Annotated in this window: 11 protein-coding genes; 8 read left to right on the forward strand and 3 right to left on the reverse strand. The window is 32.1% G+C overall.

Annotated features, from left to right (window positions below; all coding sequences use genetic code 11):
• Positions 1 to 33: 33 nt before the first annotated feature.
• On the reverse strand, positions 34 to 5,748 hold the full coding sequence (locus GGR97_RS12815) for a T9SS type A sorting domain-containing protein (protein WP_167898922.1): 5,715 nt from the start codon (positions 5,746 to 5,748) through the stop codon (positions 34 to 36).
• A 251-nt stretch (positions 5,749 to 5,999) separates the two neighbouring features.
• On the opposite strand from GGR97_RS12815, the gene aroB reads away from it, so the two are divergent.
• The 5 genes from aroB (at position 6,000) to GGR97_RS12840 (ending at position 11,371) form a co-directional block, all read left to right on the forward strand.
• Positions 6,000 to 7,061 (forward strand): 3-dehydroquinate synthase, encoded by a 1,062-nt coding sequence (gene aroB / locus GGR97_RS12820; RefSeq protein WP_167898923.1) that lies wholly within the window; start codon positions 6,000 to 6,002, stop codon positions 7,059 to 7,061.
• A gap of 281 nt (positions 7,062 to 7,342) precedes the next feature.
• The gene (locus GGR97_RS12825) at positions 7,343 to 7,684 is read left to right on the forward strand and encodes a DUF1801 domain-containing protein (RefSeq protein WP_167898924.1); all 342 of its coding nucleotides are present in this window, start codon (positions 7,343 to 7,345) and stop codon (positions 7,682 to 7,684) included.
• A 10-nt stretch (positions 7,685 to 7,694) separates the two neighbouring features.
• On the forward strand, positions 7,695 to 9,809 hold the full coding sequence (recQ, locus tag GGR97_RS12830; protein WP_167898925.1) for a DNA helicase RecQ: 2,115 nt from the start codon (positions 7,695 to 7,697) through the stop codon (positions 9,807 to 9,809).
• 60 nt (positions 9,810 to 9,869) lie between these two features.
• On the forward strand, positions 9,870 to 10,541 hold the full coding sequence (modB, locus tag GGR97_RS12835) for a molybdate ABC transporter permease subunit (protein ID WP_167898926.1): 672 nt from the start codon (positions 9,870 to 9,872) through the stop codon (positions 10,539 to 10,541).
• A complete protein-coding gene (locus tag GGR97_RS12840) occupies positions 10,538 to 11,371 on the forward strand; it encodes an ATP-binding cassette domain-containing protein (protein ID WP_167898927.1) in 834 nt (277 codons plus the stop codon). The genes modB and GGR97_RS12840 overlap by 4 nt, the downstream gene beginning before the upstream one ends.
• Before the next feature lie 27 nt (positions 11,372 to 11,398).
• On the opposite strand, the gene GGR97_RS12845 is transcribed toward GGR97_RS12840, so the two are convergent.
• Entirely contained in the window at positions 11,399 to 11,998 is a 600-nt protein-coding gene (locus GGR97_RS12845; RefSeq protein WP_167898928.1) for a nitroreductase family protein, read from the reverse strand.
• Between the two features lie 19 nt (positions 11,999 to 12,017).
• Positions 12,018 to 12,701: a DsbA family oxidoreductase gene (locus GGR97_RS12850; protein WP_167898929.1), complete on the reverse strand. Its 684-nt coding sequence runs from the start codon at positions 12,699 to 12,701 to the stop codon at positions 12,018 to 12,020.
• Between the two features lie 105 nt (positions 12,702 to 12,806).
• Here GGR97_RS12850 and ttcA point away from each other — a divergent pair, with 105 nt between their 5' ends.
• The 3 genes from ttcA to GGR97_RS12865 all read left to right on the forward strand — a co-directional run bounded on the left by ttcA (position 12,807) and on the right by GGR97_RS12865 (position 16,673).
• Complete coding sequence (gene ttcA / locus GGR97_RS12855) at positions 12,807 to 13,595, forward strand: tRNA 2-thiocytidine(32) synthetase TtcA (RefSeq protein ID WP_167898930.1); 789 nt, start codon at positions 12,807 to 12,809, stop codon at positions 13,593 to 13,595.
• Positions 13,596 to 13,619: 24 nt separating this feature from the next.
• A complete protein-coding gene (locus GGR97_RS12860) occupies positions 13,620 to 14,525 on the forward strand; it encodes a helix-turn-helix domain-containing protein (RefSeq protein ID WP_167898931.1) in 906 nt (301 codons plus the stop codon).
• 93 nt (positions 14,526 to 14,618) lie between these two features.
• Entirely contained in the window at positions 14,619 to 16,673 is a 2,055-nt protein-coding gene (locus tag GGR97_RS12865; RefSeq protein WP_167898932.1) for a T9SS type A sorting domain-containing protein, read from the forward strand.
• The last annotated feature ends 411 nt before the right edge of the window (positions 16,674 to 17,084 follow it).

The raw sequence follows: 17,084 nt of genomic DNA on the forward strand, positions 1-17,084 counted from the left end.
AAGACGGATTTTAATAGATTAAAGCCTTTAAAACTACTCTATTGTTATTTTTTGAGTGAATGTAGAATGGTTTGTAACTACTTTAACTATGTAGATTTGATCTGCAAATCTGTGTAAATTAGCTGTTACTTTATTTGTTTTTAATCCCGTATTTTTTATCATTAATTTTTGTCCTGCCAGATTGTAAAGTTCTACTTGTTGGATGGTACCTTGTTCTAAAACGACATTCATGATTTTATGTTGAATGTAAATCACTGTTTTTGATTTGGTATCTATGTATTCGGTATCTAAGTTTTCTGCCTCTTTAAACACCAAACTAAATCTATCTTGATGATCTCCTGAAGCTACTGTAGTAGTGTAGGTATTGTTTCCACTAATTTTAGCAACGTTTCCTAATTCTTTATCTAAAAGATAGATGTCATTTGCTAAGTTTTCTACATCGTCTATATTAAAGGTCACTTCCTTTTCTGAATCAACGACCACTCCAATAGGCAGTTCTAAAGTTTCACTTACATTAGGTACACTTGTAATAATAAATCTATCGATGTCATTCTCTACAATCCAATAAGCATCGTTGTTATAGTAATCAAACATAAATGCATCTTTCCCTATTTCTTTTTCTAAAGTATTTCCTTCTAAGCTAGTTACCAATTGTCTATGGTAGGTTTTGTTATCATTTGTTTGATATTCAAACCCTAAACGCACCAATGGCTTGATATCGTTTAATGTTTTGGTGTTATCGGTTTTAAAGAAATGTCTGCTTCCATCATAAGGAACTCCATCTCTCATGGTATTGCTAAAAGAAACAGTTCCTCCACTAGTACTATACACAATAAACCCTTGCCCAGGTTTTATGAATAAAGAAGGGGTGGTTGCCCCAGATACAGCTGTGCTCTCATCTTCTAAAGTAGCTGCTGCTACCGTTACTCCATTGGTAATTGTTGCATAGCCTCCACTATTATCTGTATCTGCATTAAAATGATCTCCGGTATCTACAGGTTGATCCCATAAATAAATAGTTCCATCAGTAACTGTATTATTCACTGTATTAAAAGCATTGGCACTAATAGTTGATGGGTATGGATTTCCTGTTAACAAGAACTTTCCTGCTGAAATAGACACATCAATGTCTCCGTTGTTTGGCGTTCCTATTAAATTATAAGCATTGGCAGTGCTTGTTCCTTTCATGGTAAATCCTATTCCAGGTGCCATGCTAGTGTTTTGATCTATTTCTGTAAAATCAAAATCATTATTTAGGGTATGAAACCAACGGGTACTAAAAGTAGTTCCAAAACCATCTAAATCATTATTGATAAACCCTGGATTGCTATTATCTCCTAAAGTAGGTCCCTCGTTTATTTTTAAATTGTTAGCAATACTAAATACCCCTCCTGTATGTACAGGTGATGCAAAGTAATTGTATCTGTAAATAGAACTGGTTGCTTCGTTTAAAATTTTATAAACACTACCTGATCCTGTATTTACATCTCCAGAAGCATTTGATTGAATTAACTCTGCTGAACCTTCTAAATACAAATCTCCATCTAATTCTATTTCATCTTCTAAATGAAGATAATTTCCATCGGAAACTGTTACTACTGTACCTGTACCAATATTTATACAATCACAAAGTGCACTTGTAGGTAAGGTAACATCTTCTAATATTTGAACTGTTTTTCCTGTATCACTAGTAGATAAAGCTCCACCTGTTCCACTTCCTCCAAACCAAACTCCACTACCATAAATAATTTCTCCAGTTCTTTCTTTAGTTGTTAGGGTAAAAACATTTCCATTAGCTAAAGTAACACCTGTAAACGTTAAGGTACTCCCCGTTACCACTCCTGACGTTTCTGTAGCAATAATTCCTGAAGTATATACTCCATCATCATCAATAACTAAATCATAATTATCAGGATCAGGTAAGGCTGATAAATCAAAAGATAAAGTAAGCCCAGACATAGAACCTGATGCGTTTACCTTCCAATTTCTATTGATTGTTTTGTTACTTTTTAAACAGTTTCCAACTCCATCTCCTGCATCAACTAAGCTAATGGCACTTCCTGCACCATCATTCCCAATAATTAAGTAATCTAAATCCGAAAAAGTTCCAGTAATATCGTTATTGTTAGTAGCTATTGAACCATGAATTGAAATTGCCAAAATACCATTGTCATTTGCCGATTTACTTTGTTTTTGTTCTAACTCAGAGTCTTCATCTTTAATTAATCCAAAAACATTGTTGTGATAACTTGCATTGGTTGTTGCGCTCCAAATTGTAGTTCCTGCACTATTAACATAATCACCAGGAATAGTAATACCATATTTAATAGCTAAATAGGTTTCTATTTTAGAAATATCTGTTGGAGCAATTGTTTGATCTTGATAGTAAATAATTTCTGCTATATTTCCTTCATAGTAATCTCCTGTATTCCCACCATCAAAGCTAGATGCTGTTGATCCATCTCCTACATAACCATATCTTGTTGTGCTTCCACTACCTATAGTAGTGTCGTTGGTGTTATTAGCAAGTTCTTCATCTCCATTTAGCCTTATAACGGTTGCATTGCTTAGTGTTTCATCTTGAATAAATCCTGCTATTTTTATTTTTCCATCATTTGTATCTGTGGTTCCTGTATTGGTCACAGAAGCTCCTCCTGAGGTTTTGTATTTAAAACTTAAATTATCAGCACTCACCGCTAAGTCAAAATATTCATTTTCATCAAAGCTTAAAAAAGAACCATTATTTGAATTGGTACTTTCTGTTTTGTACACTACCCAAGCATACAGTTTATTTATTTCTCCAGATGTTGTATAGTTTAAATCATTTACAGCAAAGTGTTGTCTAGTCCCATCAAAATCTACAGAAGGATTATAGTTAAAGGTTCCATCATTAACAATATTTGGTTTATCTAAGTTGGTAGATTGAGATATGTCATGTGAATTAATTCCTGAATCTGAAATTGATGTAATAATCCCATTTGAACTTACTACATTTTTATCTGATTTGATCCACATTGCTAAACCTGAGTTGACTGCCCCAGGAGAAGGAACACTTGGTAGTGTAAATGTAAATGCCAATCTGTCTCCATCAGAAACATCAATATTGATATAGTAGTAATCAGCTTCATCACCTGTTCCACTTGTTACAGCTATAGGAGTTTCTTCCGATAAACTAAAAGTATCATTGCTACTAATTACATAGTTTATTGATGTAGCATCTTCTGGAAAATAGGATTTTAAAATACCTATATAAACAGTCCCTGTATTAGCTCCTACTTCTTTAAACAACCATTTTCTTGCAGTGATATATTCGGTAGAAGCTCCTCCGGTAAAACTAGCATACCCTGTACCAGATCCTTCGTTTCCAAACAATAAAGAGCTTCCTTCTGTTAAGGTAGTAGGTCTATTGGTGTGATTGTTATTCCCTGAAACAAAATCTAAATCTGTAGCTAAAATAATGTCTTGTGCTGATGTAGATTGCGCTACTCGTTGATCTAATTCACTATCTGTATTGTCTTTAACAATACCAGCTACTCCGTTCCAATAAGCCGTATTATCCCACAATACAGTTCCTTGAGAATTTTTATAAGAGCCTAAAACACTATTTAATGTAATTCCATATTTTAAAGCTAAATAACTTTCTATTTGAAGAGTTTCTGCAGCAGAAAAACTTTCTCTATCAGCTAATAAAACTTCTGATATTTGCCCATCGTAATAAGAATTGTTTCTACTACCGTTTTCTGAACTAGCTTCTGAACCATCTCCAATAAATCCATATCTATCTTGAGCAACCAAAATACCACTTGTTGTTAAATCTGAGTTGAATTCAACATTCCCATCAAATTTCATAAAAGTTTCATTTGTTAAGTCTGCATCAAAAATAAATTCTGCAATATGTGGTAATCCATCATTTCCTAAAGATGCACTTTCTAAATCTCTAGTTCCTTGAGATTGATAAGAGAAGGCTAATTCTCCACTAGGTACAATATAAAAGTTATAGGCTTCACTTCTATCAAAATCTATAAACGACCAGTTTCCGGTAAGGTCATTAGCGGCAGGATCATTAAAATCGGTACTGTACACCACAAACCCATGCATATCTTCAATTAGATCTCCTGCATCATAATTTTTGTTTTGCAAAGCAATGTAATCATTTGCTCCATCAAAGGTAAGCGTTGGATTAAAGTTCATAAAACTTGTAGTATTAGGTATTCTACTACTAGAGTTCTGAAATCCATTAACAGCATACAATCCTCCATCTTGCCATGTTAAAGAAGATCCTGAATTTGTTAAGTCTTTATCAGCTCTTAATACAATATCAAATCTATCAATATCAATACCTGCTAATTTTTTATCAAGACCAGAAACACCATCAAAAATAAAACTAACTCTGTTATTGTTGTCTATGTCTTCTTTAAAGTAATAATAATCTGTGGTGGTTCCCTCTTGAGTTACAAGAACATCACTAGCCGTTGTAAATGTATCATCAGCACTAATCATCATTCTTACGTTGCTAGCACCTGGAGGAAAAATATTTTTGGGAATAGCAATATAATAATCATCATTGTCATCTGTACTTTCTTTAAAAAGCCATATTTTTTTTAAAATAGCATCGGTAACCTCAAAAACTTCAAAACCACTTTCATCATTATTTCCAAAAAACAAAAAGTCTCCATCTGAAGTAGAAATAGAAGTCCTGCTTACATTACTGTTTTCAGAAGTAAAGTCCTCATCATTAGCCACTACTAAATCTCCAGCTACTGAGGCTGCAATTTTTTGATCTAAATCATAATTATCAGCTTTTATAAGTGCAGCCACATTGTGGTGGTAAGTGCTATTGGCAGATGCATCCCAAACAGTTGTAGTAGTGGTTCCATTGTAATATAAATAATCACCCGCAGTTCCACCTCCAGTGTTGTCAAGAGTAATTCCATACTTCATAGCTAAATAACTCTCTATTCTCAATACTTCTGTCGTATAGTTAATACTTCCTTTATCTATTAAAATAATTTCAGCAATGTCTCCATCATAGTAAAGATTGTTTCTAGTTCCATTTTCTGAATTTGCTTCAGAACCATCTCCAATAAACCCATAACGATTGCTTGAAATTTCAATATCCCCTAACAAATTTTGTGTTTTATCTTCAAACCCATCTAATCTCATTTTGGCTAGATTGTCTGTAGATCTATCTATGATAAAAGTTCCTATGTGAGGTACATTATTGTTAGAAGGAGTATTTGCCTCTATGTCTAACACATAATTTGTAGCTCTAGTATTATCATTAATTCCATCTCTATAAGAAATTGCTAATCTACCATTACCATGTACATAAAAGTTATAGGCTTCACTTCTATCAAAATCTATAAAAGCCCAGTTATCATTATATTCGGAACTTGAAAACGTTGTTTTGTACACGATAAAAGCGGCCACATCTGTTAAACTTGTTCCTGAAGTATAATTTAATCCACCCTCGATTGCGAAATAATCATTACTACCATCAAAAGTGAATGTTTTATGGAAATTGAACAAGTTAGATTGTGTAGCTTTATTTCCTGATGAAGGCTGAAAAGCTTTGTAACCAGTACCTCCTACGGCACCAAGTTTATCTCCCCATTCTAAATCTCCTGTGTTTGTTACATTATCATCTCCGCTCAACCATATTGACATGTTGCTTACCGATACTCCTCCTGGAGTTTGTGAATAGACTAGAGTATTTATAAAAAAGACTATTATTAGTATTTTTTTCATAAGATTTTTCTGAGGTATTTTTTTGAAACGGCTACTAAAATATCATTATAAATTATTTTTAAGCAAAAAAATAGACAGACGGTCTTATTTGCAGGATTAACACATAAAACAAAGAAAAAACCCTAACAAATGATAGTTTTTTAACATGATTATTGAATAAAAACGGTGAATTGTTCAATATTTATTAAAATCATTTTTTTTTTATTTTTCGAATAATTTGACCTTATTTTGTATCCAAACTTTATCTGAATATGCAAACCATACAATCTACAAGCTACCCTGTTCATTTTCAAGAAACTGGATACAATGCCTTAAACGATTTTATCAACTCTAAAGGATTTAAAACTGTATTTGTTTTGGTAGATGAGAACACACACGAGCATTGTTTACCTATTTTACAACAAGAGATTGATGCAGATGTTTCTTTTGAAGTGATTGAAATTGAATCTGGAGAAGTAAACAAAAACTTAGGTACTTGTATGAGTTTGTGGCAAGCCTTAACCGATTTAGGTGCCGATAGAAAAAGTTTACTAATCAATATTGGTGGTGGTGTTATTACCGACATGGGAGGTTTTGTAGCTTCTACTTACAAACGTGGAATTCAGTTTATTAACATCCCTACTACTTTGTTAAGTATGGTTGATGCTTCTGTAGGAGGTAAAACAGGAGTGGATTTAGGAGTGTTAAAAAATCAAATTGGTTTGTTTGCAGATCCAGAAATGGTTCTTATTGATCCTTTGTATTTAAAAACTTTGTCTGAAGTAGAAATTACCTCTGGAATGGCAGAAATTATTAAATACGGATTGACTTACGATAGCTCTTTATGGAATCAATTTTTAGACGAAAGTAAAGAAGTTGATTTGGTAGGAATGATTCACCGTTCTATAGAAATTAAAAACGAAGTAGTTTTAGAAGATAGACTTGAAGCCAACTTGCGTAAGATTTTAAACTACGGACATACTATTGGACATGCTGTAGAATCTTACTTTTTAGAATCTGAAGATAAAAAAACACTAACACACGGACAGGCTATAGCTTTGGGTATGATTACCGAAGCCTATATTTCTACTAAATTATGTGGTTTTCCTCAAGAGGATTTACAGATAATTAAACAAACTATTACAAGAATTTTTGGGAAAGTACCTGTTTTAAAAGAAGATTACGATGCTGTTTTAGATTTAATGAAACACGATAAGAAAAACGTAAACGGACAAGTGAACTTTGTGTTGCTAGAAGGTTTAGAGAAGTGTAAAATTGATTGTAAAGTGTCTCCTGAACTAATTATTGAATCTTTAGATTATTATTTAGTTTAAAACAAGTCCCATCAAGTACAGTCAATATTTTAGGGTCATCGAGCGTAGTCAAGATGTATTAAATATAAAAGAAATTATAGTCATCGAGCAACCTGTACTGAATTACCACCGAAGTAAAGTCAAAATATTAGGGTCATCGAGCGTAGTCGAGATGTATTAAATCAAAAAGAAGTTATAGTCATCGAGCAACAAGTACTAAGATACAACCGAAGTAAAGTCAAAATATTAGGGTCATCGAGCGTAGTCGAGATGTATTATTTTCTAAAAAATATATAAAATTAATGAGTACTACTGATGATTTTTTTAACAAACAAGAAGGACCCAATAAAGAGGTTTTTCTATTTCTTAGAAATTTTATCTATCAATATCATTCTGAAATAACATTGCATCTAAAATGGGGACTCCCCTATTTTTATTTCAAAGGAAAACCCTTGTGCTATCTTTGGAAAGATAAAAAAACAAACGAACCTTATGTGAGCTTTGCCAAAGGCCCGCAATTAGAACATACAGCATTAATTCAAGGCGATAGAAAAGTTTTTAAAATTTTACCCATTCCGCCCAACCAAGATATTGATTTAAAGGTATTACAATCCATATTAGATCAAGCCATTAAATTATATTAAACCCTTTACTATGACCAATCAAGATATCCTTTTACACCAAACCTTAAAAGATTATTTTGGTTACGAACAATTTAGACCCCTACAAAAAGAAATCATTTCTAGTATTCTTAAAGGTGAAGACAATTTAGTGATTATGCCTACAGGTGGAGGAAAGTCTATTTGTTTTCAGCTACCGGCTCTATTACTAGAAGGCTTAACTTTAGTCATCTCTCCTTTGATTGCATTAATGAAAGATCAAGTAGATGCTTTAAATGCAAATGGAATTCCTGCTGCATATGTCAACAGCTCTCAATCTACTACCGAGAATACAGACATTATACAACGTGTAAAAAAAGGAGATATTAAACTTTTATACTTAGCTCCGGAAAGCCTTGCTTTTTTTGAGCAGTTAAGTCAGGTTTGTCAAATTAGTTTGATTGCCGTAGATGAAGCTCACTGTATTTCCTCTTGGGGACACGATTTTAGACCTGCCTACACACAACTTTCTTTTTTAAAGAAAAGACTCCCCAATACTCCTTTAGTTGCCTTAACCGCTACTGCCGATAAAGCAACTAGAGAAGACATCGCATCTCAATTAGATATTGTAAATGCTAACCGAAACATTAGTTCTTTTAACAGAGCTAATTTAAGTTTAGAAGTTAGACCAGCACAAGACAGAGTCACCCAAATTGTAGATTTTGTAAAATCTAGACCTAAAGAATCTGGAATTGTGTATTGTTTGAGTAGAAAACAAACAGAGCAATTGGCCGATCGATTAAAAAAGAACGGTTTTAAGGCTGCTGCTTATCATGCAGGTTTGCCAGCAGATGTTAGAAGCAAAACCCAAGAAAACTTTATTCACGATAAAACTCCTATTATTTGTGCAACCATTGCATTTGGAATGGGGATAGACAAATCTAACGTTCGTTGGATTATTCATTACAATTTACCTAAAAACATAGAAGGTTATTACCAAGAAATTGGTCGTGCAGGTCGTGATGGATTGGATTCTGAAACGATTTTATTTCATTCTTATGCAGATGTTATTCAACTAAAAAGATTTGCAGAAGGATCTGGAAATAAAGAAGTGCAACTAGCTAAGTTAGATAGAATGTTGCAGTATGCCGAAGCCAGAAGCTGTAGAAGAAATATTTTATTGAGTTATTTTGGAGAAATAGCTACCGAAAATTGTGGAAACTGCGATGTTTGTAAACATCCCCCAACTATTTTTGACGGAACTCTTATTGCACAAAAAGTATTGTCTGGAATTTACAGATTGCAAGGCAATGAACCTTTAAATGTATTGGTAGACTTTTTAAGAGGATCACAAAACGCAGCTATTTTAGAAAAAAACTATCATCGAATAAAAACCTATGGAGTTGCCAAAGATATTAGTTGGAAAGATTTACAGCAATATGTGGTACAACTCATTAACCAAGGATTTATTGAACTTGCTTTTCATGAGAACAATGCTTTAAAACTAAATGAATTGTCTCAAGAAGTTTTGTTTAACGGATTAAAAGTATCCTTAACCAAACCGGTAGATTTTGTAAAAGCAGAACCTAAAGCACAGCAAAAAACAAGCACTCCTAAAAACAATTTATTTGAGCGTTTACGAACTTTACGTTTGGAACTAGCAACCGCCAAAGGTGTTCCTGCTTACGTAGTATTTAGTGATGCTACTTTGCAGAAAATTGCTAGTGAAAGACCTGTTACAGATGAAGAATTCTTAGAAATTGATGGAGTTGGAAATCAAAAACTACAAGATTATGGTTATGATTTCATCACCGAAATCATCAAATTCAATAAAGAAAAAGTAGTAAAACCTGCTAAAAAGAAAAAAGGAAAATCGGCAACACATTTAGAGACATTTGAACTGTACAAACAAGGTTTGTCTATTGATAAAATTTCGGAACAAAGAGGTTTAACAGCCAATACCATTCAAAGTCACTTTGTTAAATTATATAACGAAGGCCTAAACATCAAGCTTACCGATTTTGTTTCTGAAAAAGAAATAGAAGCCGTTAGAGATGCTATGAATAAAGTAGAAAACCCTAAGGCTTTAAAAAGTTTTTACGAATATTTTAACGAACAAATTGATTACGCAGCTATTAAAATGGCTTTGGTTGTTTTAGAAAACGAATAGTATTCTTAGATTCTTTTCCTATCTTTAATCTATTCATTTTTAAAAGTCGTCAAAACCTTTATGGAATTAGAACCTTTGTATTTAACCTTTAAACTAGCCGCTATTACAACGTTTTTGTTGTTTTTTATAGCCATTCCTCTTTGTTATTGGTTGGTACAAACACGTTCTAAATTTAAACCTATTATAGAAACTATTGTTAGCATGCCTTTGGTGTTACCTCCTACTGTTTTAGGGTTTTACTTTTTGGTATTTTTAGGACCTAACCATTTTCTAGGTTCGTGGTTGCAAAACACATTTGGCATACAACTGGTTTTTTCTTTTACAGGATTAATTGTGGCTTCTATTATTTACAGCCTACCTTTTATGGTGCATCCCATTCAGGCAGGCTTAAGTTCTTTGCCAAAGTCTTATACAGAAACAGCTCAATTAATGGGAAAATCACGTTTTTTAATTTTAAGCAAAGTTTTGTTACCTAATATAAAACCTGCCATTCTTACGGGTATTGTCTTAACTTTTGCACATACCATTGGAGAGTTTGGAGTGGTTTTAATGATTGGAGGAAATATTCCCGAAAAAACCAAAGTAGCTTCTATTGCTATTTATGATGAAGTAGAAGCTTTAAATTATACAGCAGCCAATCAATATTCTCTTATTTTATTAGGGATTTCTTTTGCTGTGTTACTAAGTGTGTATTTAATTAACGGAGGCTATTTAAAACGTGTGGTACGATGATTAAATGTGAATTTTCTAAAACTTATACCAGTGATAAAAGAGCGTTTACTTTAAACATTCAAACCTCTTTTAAGCAAAAGGCTATCAATGTAATTTTTGGTCCTTCTGGAGCCGGAAAAACATCTTTATTACGATTGATTAGTGGACTGGATCAAATTGATGAAGGAATTGTAAAAGCAAATCATATTTATTGGGAAAATACCTCTAAAAAGAAACGTACTTCCATTGCCCAAAGAAACATTGCTTATGTGTTTCAGGATTATGGTTTGTTTCCTAATATGACGGTTTTAAACAATTTAAAATTTGTTAAAAAGAAACTGAATCAAGAATTGCTAAACGATGTGATTGCCACTTTAGAAATCAAACATTTATTAATGACCAAACCCAATGAACTTTCGGGGGGGCAAAAACAGCGTGTGGCTTTGGCTAGAGCATTGGTACAACAACCCGATTTGTTATTGCTAGATGAACCTTTAACGGCTATTGATGAAGTTTTAAGACACAAATTGCAATCGTACTTAATTACTTTGCAAAAAAAGTATCAGTTTACCGTTATTATGGTTACGCATAGTTTACAAGAAGTTTTAAAAATAGCGCATCACGTTTGTGTAATGAACCACGGAGAAGTTATAGACCAGGGAACTACAGCTATTTTATTATCTAAAAATCCTGACAATACTTTAAAAGGAACTGTTTTACATATCAACCAAACAACAGTAACAGTGTTAGTTGGAGTGCAACAAATTTTGGTAAACAAATCACAAATACTAGATACAGACTATACACAGGGACAAATTATTCGTATTTTAATTCAAAACAACTTGACTTAAGTTTTATGTCCCTGGTTCTATTGTTTTCTATATAGATCTAACTACTTCAGTTATTTTTTTTCTAGATTTTGGTTTTATGTGTAGCTGATTTACATCTTTTTCATGTCTATATCCTATGGCTACAGCCAAAATACTTCTATAATCATCGTTACCTAAAATAGCATCATAAGCCTTTGGCTCTATTCCTTCCATGGGAGTTGCATCTATTTCCATACTTGCACAAGCACTTAAAAAAGTACCCAAAGCAATGTAAACTTGCTTGTCCATCCATGTTTTTACGTCATTTTCAGAATGCTGTTCCGCAAAATCATTATAAAATCCTAATGCATACTCAGGCAACCTTTCTGACAATTCATTTTTAAATGTTGATAAATTATCAATACTTCTAAAAACAACCACTGTATCACAATCTAATACCTTTTGAGTATTGTGTTGAGACACTTTAGACAACTGCTCTTTTGTTTTAGCATCAGACACAAAAACAAATTCCCAAGGCTGACTGTTGATGGATGATGGAGACAAGGTTAAAATTTCTTGTAACTTTTGAATTTTACCCACATCAATTCTTTTAGAATGATCATATAATTTAGTCGTATATCTATTTTTTATTGCTTTTAAAAAATCCATTTCTTTCTATTATTTATTTCTACAAAGTTTCACATTTTCCTGTTTCTACATCACAAAAATCACCTATAATTTCTTTAGGTGCCAATTGATTTAACATATCTACCAAAGTAAAGTTAGAAACCGCTCCCGAAACCCGATGTTTTTGTGCTACAATATACGTTGGCACAGCTTTTATATATAATGCTTTGGCTTGTTTTTCTTTGGTTAGCACCGCATTTTTATATTGACTGTCATCATTCCATACATCAACAACTTCTTCTTCAGACAAAAAATCCTTAGTTATCTTGATAAGATTATTTAATGCTGTTAAATCTTCTCCTTTAGTAAAATAGGCCGTTTGAATAACATGTAAAACTTCCAAGCCTACTCCTTTTTCTTCGGCTTTTAGAATTACTTGATGAATTTTTAAGGTATTCGGAATCCTAGAAAACTTATTCGGGTTGATATCTAAATTTTCTGACTCTCCAGCCTCTATCACTTTTTCATAAGCCTCTAAAACATTGGTAACTCCTTTTGCCTCCCAATATTCTTGGATGGAAATTCCTGATTCAGGAAGATTAGGTCTTATTTGAAAAGGAATTAAATGTATTTGAACCTGAGCATTTGTTTTTTTGATAGCATTCACCAAACGTTGATGTCCTACATAACACCAAGGGCAAATAATATCGTAAATCAAATCTATTTGTAAAGCTTCTGTTTTCATAATTTTTTTAGACGAAATAAATTCTAAAACTGACAAGATCTAATTTCCTACTAGAACCTAAAAATAATCTTTAATCCTAAGTATCTAAATACTATTTTTGCCCTTATGGAGAATATAAAACAAGTTACTAAAAAATTGCACCGTGCTGTGGGAGAAGCTATAGAGCAATTTACAATGATAGAAGATGGAGATAAAGTAATGGTGTGCTTGTCTGGAGGAAAAGACAGTTATGCCATGTTAAACATGATGTTGCATTTTCAGAAAGTAGCTCCTATTTCTTTTGAAATTGTGGCTGTAAACTTAGATCAAAAACAACCAGGATTTCCAGAAGAGGTACTGCCTACTTATTTAAATAACTTGGGAGTTGATTATAAAATTATAGAAAAAAACACCTACAAAGTGGTGATGGAAAAAACTCCAGAAGGAAAAACCACCTGCAGTTTGTGTTCTAGATTAAGAAGAGGAACTTTGTACGAAGCTGCCAAAGATTTAGGCTGTAATAAATTGGCTTTAGGTCATCATAGAAATGATATTTTAGAAACCTTTTTCTTAAACTTTTTCTTTGCTGGAAAAATAGAAACCATGCCTCCTAAATTTGTAAATGATGCCGGAGATTTGGTGATTTTAAGACCTTTGGCTTTTTGTAGAGAAAGTGATATTGAAACCTATGCGCATCATTTAAAATTCCCTATTATTCCTTGTAATTTGTGTGGATCTCAAGAAAACTTACAGCGTAAAAAAGTAAAACAAATGATAGAAGATTGGGAAGCAGATTTTCCTGACAGAAGTTCTATTATGATGAATGCTTTGCAAAACGTATACCCCTCTCACCTACTAGATCGTAATTTGTATGATTTTAAGAATCTTGAGAGTTTGGTTCCTAATAAAATTTAATTCTTTTTTTAAATAGTTTTAAAAATGACATCTAAAACTATATACTATGAATCTGTAGCTTATTTTTTAGAAAAGTTAGAACAACCTAAGTCTAACTTTACTGATTTTGCCTACATCAACCTAAAAGATTTACATGTTCCTAAAGAGCTTATAAACTTAAAAGTTACTTGTGAGTTTTATTGTATTATGTTTAATAAAGCCCCTAACAATCTTCGTTACGGTGTTCAAGAATACAATTTACAATCTGGTTCATTAGCTTTTGTAGCCCCAAATCAAGTGATAGAAGGAACAGAAAACAGCAACAGTAAAAAAGGATGGATTCTTTGTTTTTCTCCTAAATTTTTAAAAGAAACAAACTTGTTAAACACCTTAGATCGTTTTAATTTGTTTTCTTACGAACTAAACACTGCGCTAGAATTAAACCCTGAACTAGAAAAAATAATCCATAGTTGCGCAGAACGAATTGCCAACGAAACAACCATTAACGATGAATTTTCTAAAGGTATTATTTGTTCTGAATTAGAATTAATACTTAGGTATGCTTCTAGAACACTACAAAAGCAACTACAATTAAAAGCCATTACCAAAACCAATGATATAATTGTGAGTATAGAAAAAATTCTTGAAAATTATTTTTCTGAAGAACTACAATTAACATATGGAATCCCTAAAATAAACTACCTATCTGATTGTTTAAATTTTTCCGATAAATATTTAAGTAATTTAATTTATAAAATTACTGGAATTAAAACAACAGATTATATCAATCAGTTTGTCATTAATAAATCCAAAATAAAAATACTAAGTACCACTAAAACCATACAAGAAATAGCTTACGAAATGGGGTTTACCCAACCCCATTATTTCATCAAATTATTTAAAAAATACAACAATGTAACCCCAAAAGCCTATAGAGAACTACACCAATAACTTATTTTCTACTTTTTTGTTATTACATCCATCTTTTGTGTTATTCCAACTATAAAATCTTCTGTTTTTTTGTTTTTTATAAATTATAAAAACATGAAAAAAAAATTACTATCTATTTTAAGCTTTTTAGCAGGATTTTCGGCTATAGCACAAAACGTTAACATTCCAGACTCTAATTTTAAAAACTACTTATTAGCAAATACAGCTATTAACATCAATAGCGATTCCGAAATCTCTGTTACAGAAGCACAGGCTTTTACTGGAACCATTTCGGCGACCAATCTTGGAATTACTGATTTAACAGGGATTGAATCCTTTGTAAATATTACCATATTAGAAGTATATAATAATAGCCTAACCTCTTTAGACCTAAGTAATAACACTAAATTAACAAGATTACATTGTGCCAATAACCAAATAACCCAATTAGATGTTAGTAATATCCCTACATTAAACCAAATTCATTGCCAAAACAATCAATTGGTTGAGTTAAATTTAGCTAATGGCAACAATGCTAATTTTTCTTACATGAAATCTTATGGAAATCCTAATTTAACCTGTATTCAGCACGATGCCAGCTTTATTGCACCCTATACCAATGCAGGTCAATACGACCATGGTTGGACTAGAGATACAAGCTCTAGTTATTCTACAGATTGCGGTTATGAACCTATGTATGTAAATGCTAATGCTACAGGAGCTAATGATGGTAGTTCGTGGGCTGATGCCTACACGACCATACAAGATGCCTTAGCTATTGCCGGTACTAATAGTAGAATATGGGTGGCTAAGGGTATTTATAAACCTTCAGCACAAAACACACCTTTAGAAATTAACGCAACTATTTCTATTTATGGAGGTTTTGAGGGTACTGAAACTGAATTATCGGAAAGAGATCTTACCAAAATTAACACAGATAATGCCACTATTATTACAGGTGATATAAATGGCGATGATATTGATGGTGATTTTACCTCAAATAAAACGGATAATGCCGATAGGTTAATTCTTGTAGATGCTGTTGGTATCAATCTTGATGGTTTGGTGTTTCAAAATATTTACGACAATACAAGCAATGCACACAATCAAGACAATGGTGTTATTTATTCAAAACAAATTGGTGCAGCTACTTGGATAGAAAACTTAAGCATCAAAAACTGTGCTTTTAAAAATAATTACAGTAACGACTTTTTAATAAAAGGAATTGGTTTAAAAGACAATTTTAAATTACAAAATGTAAGTTTTACAAATAATGTAAGTACTGGACAAAGTATTATTTTATTACATGTAGATCGTTTTAATGAAATTTATGCCGATTTTACCAATGTATTGTTTGCAAACAACCAAACTAAGTTTTCAGTAATCAATGCATACAGAATTCCTAATGGTTCATTTACAAACTTTAGAGAATTACACCTAACTTTAACTAATAACTCATTTATTAACAACAATGTAGTCAATACCAATAACACATCTTATGGTCAATGTATTATTATGGGATCGGAAAATACTTGGGGTCAGTTATTTGTAAACAATTCTATCTTTTTTGGAAATACCTTAAATGGAAATTATGCAGATAGAGATATTTCTTATGGTACTCAAGGGAATCATTACCTATTAAATATTAAAAACTCAGTTGTTCAAACCTCAAATAACGGAGGAGCTTCTGGAAGTTATAGTGCACCCTCATTTACCAACGTTCAAAACCTAGATCCTAATACTGTATCATTGAATTTAGATACTGAATTTAAACCTACATCTTCTTCTAATTATGTATTAAATCAGGGAGATAATTCACTTTTTGACACTAGTGTTTACGGGAGTATAGATCTAAGAGGAGCTAATAGAATAGTTAACTCAACCATAGACCTAGGAGCTTATGAATATGATGGTACTTTGAGTTCTAAAAACCTAACAAAAGACACTTCGGTTCGTATATATCCTAAATTAGTGGAAAATGAATTACACATTGCAACAAACTCATCTATCATAAAGTATGTTATATACAATATTACAGGAGGCTTGGTACAAGAAAACAATCTAGTAACAAACAACACAATTGATTTATCTAATTTAACTACAGGAGTATATATGATCAACCTAAAAACTGAAAAAGGAGTTTCAATACAAAAATTCATTAAAAAATAATTTAATGTAAAATCAATATATAACATACATTAAAAGTCCTCATTTGTAACAAATGAGGACTTTTTAAGGATCAATCACAAAAGTTGTGTGTGAATTAGGATCGTTTTAATTTTGAGGTTTAAATTTATTCGTATTGGAACTTACTTTAGATCTTTTAAAACTTATACTTCCTGAATTCTTAATCGACAACTTCGATTTAGTAAAGCACACTAAAGCGAAAGAAACACTTCATCTATATTTTGAAGAGAAAATAACAGTACCTAAAGAGTTTACTCATCAAATAATGATTGCGCATGGATTCCACAAATAAATAACCATACAAGATTTTCCTATTAGAGGAAATACAGTTTACCTACATATCAAACGTAGAAGATGGTTAGATAAAAACAATGGACAAATTTTACAAAGAGA

Source organism: Wenyingzhuangia aestuarii (assembly GCF_011927765.1).
GTDB classification, from domain to species: Bacteria; Bacteroidota; Bacteroidia; order Flavobacteriales; family Flavobacteriaceae; genus Wenyingzhuangia; species Wenyingzhuangia aestuarii.

Excerpts from the sequence above, each read along its gene's own strand:
- GGR97_RS12850 (WP_167898929.1), bottom strand. The coding sequence starts at position 12,701 with ATGAAAACAGAAGCTTTACAAATAGATTTGATTTACGATATTATTTGC.
- GGR97_RS12825 (WP_167898924.1), top strand. The coding sequence starts at position 7,343 with ATGAGTACTACTGATGATTTTTTTAACAAACAAGAAGGACCCAATAAA.
- ttcA (WP_167898930.1), top strand. The coding sequence starts at position 12,807 with ATGGAGAATATAAAACAAGTTACTAAAAAATTGCACCGTGCTGTGGGA.
- GGR97_RS12860 (WP_167898931.1), top strand. The coding sequence starts at position 13,620 with ATGACATCTAAAACTATATACTATGAATCTGTAGCTTATTTTTTAGAA.
- GGR97_RS12845 (WP_167898928.1), bottom strand. The coding sequence starts at position 11,998 with ATGGATTTTTTAAAAGCAATAAAAAATAGATATACGACTAAATTATAT.
- recQ (WP_167898925.1), top strand. The coding sequence starts at position 7,695 with ATGACCAATCAAGATATCCTTTTACACCAAACCTTAAAAGATTATTTT.
- GGR97_RS12865 (WP_167898932.1), top strand. The coding sequence starts at position 14,619 with ATGAAAAAAAAATTACTATCTATTTTAAGCTTTTTAGCAGGATTTTCG.
- GGR97_RS12840 (WP_167898927.1), top strand. The coding sequence starts at position 10,538 with ATGATTAAATGTGAATTTTCTAAAACTTATACCAGTGATAAAAGAGCG.
- modB (WP_167898926.1), top strand. The coding sequence starts at position 9,870 with ATGGAATTAGAACCTTTGTATTTAACCTTTAAACTAGCCGCTATTACA.
- aroB (WP_167898923.1), top strand. The coding sequence starts at position 6,000 with ATGCAAACCATACAATCTACAAGCTACCCTGTTCATTTTCAAGAAACT.
- GGR97_RS12815 (WP_167898922.1), bottom strand. The coding sequence starts at position 5,748 with ATGAAAAAAATACTAATAATAGTCTTTTTTATAAATACTCTAGTCTAT.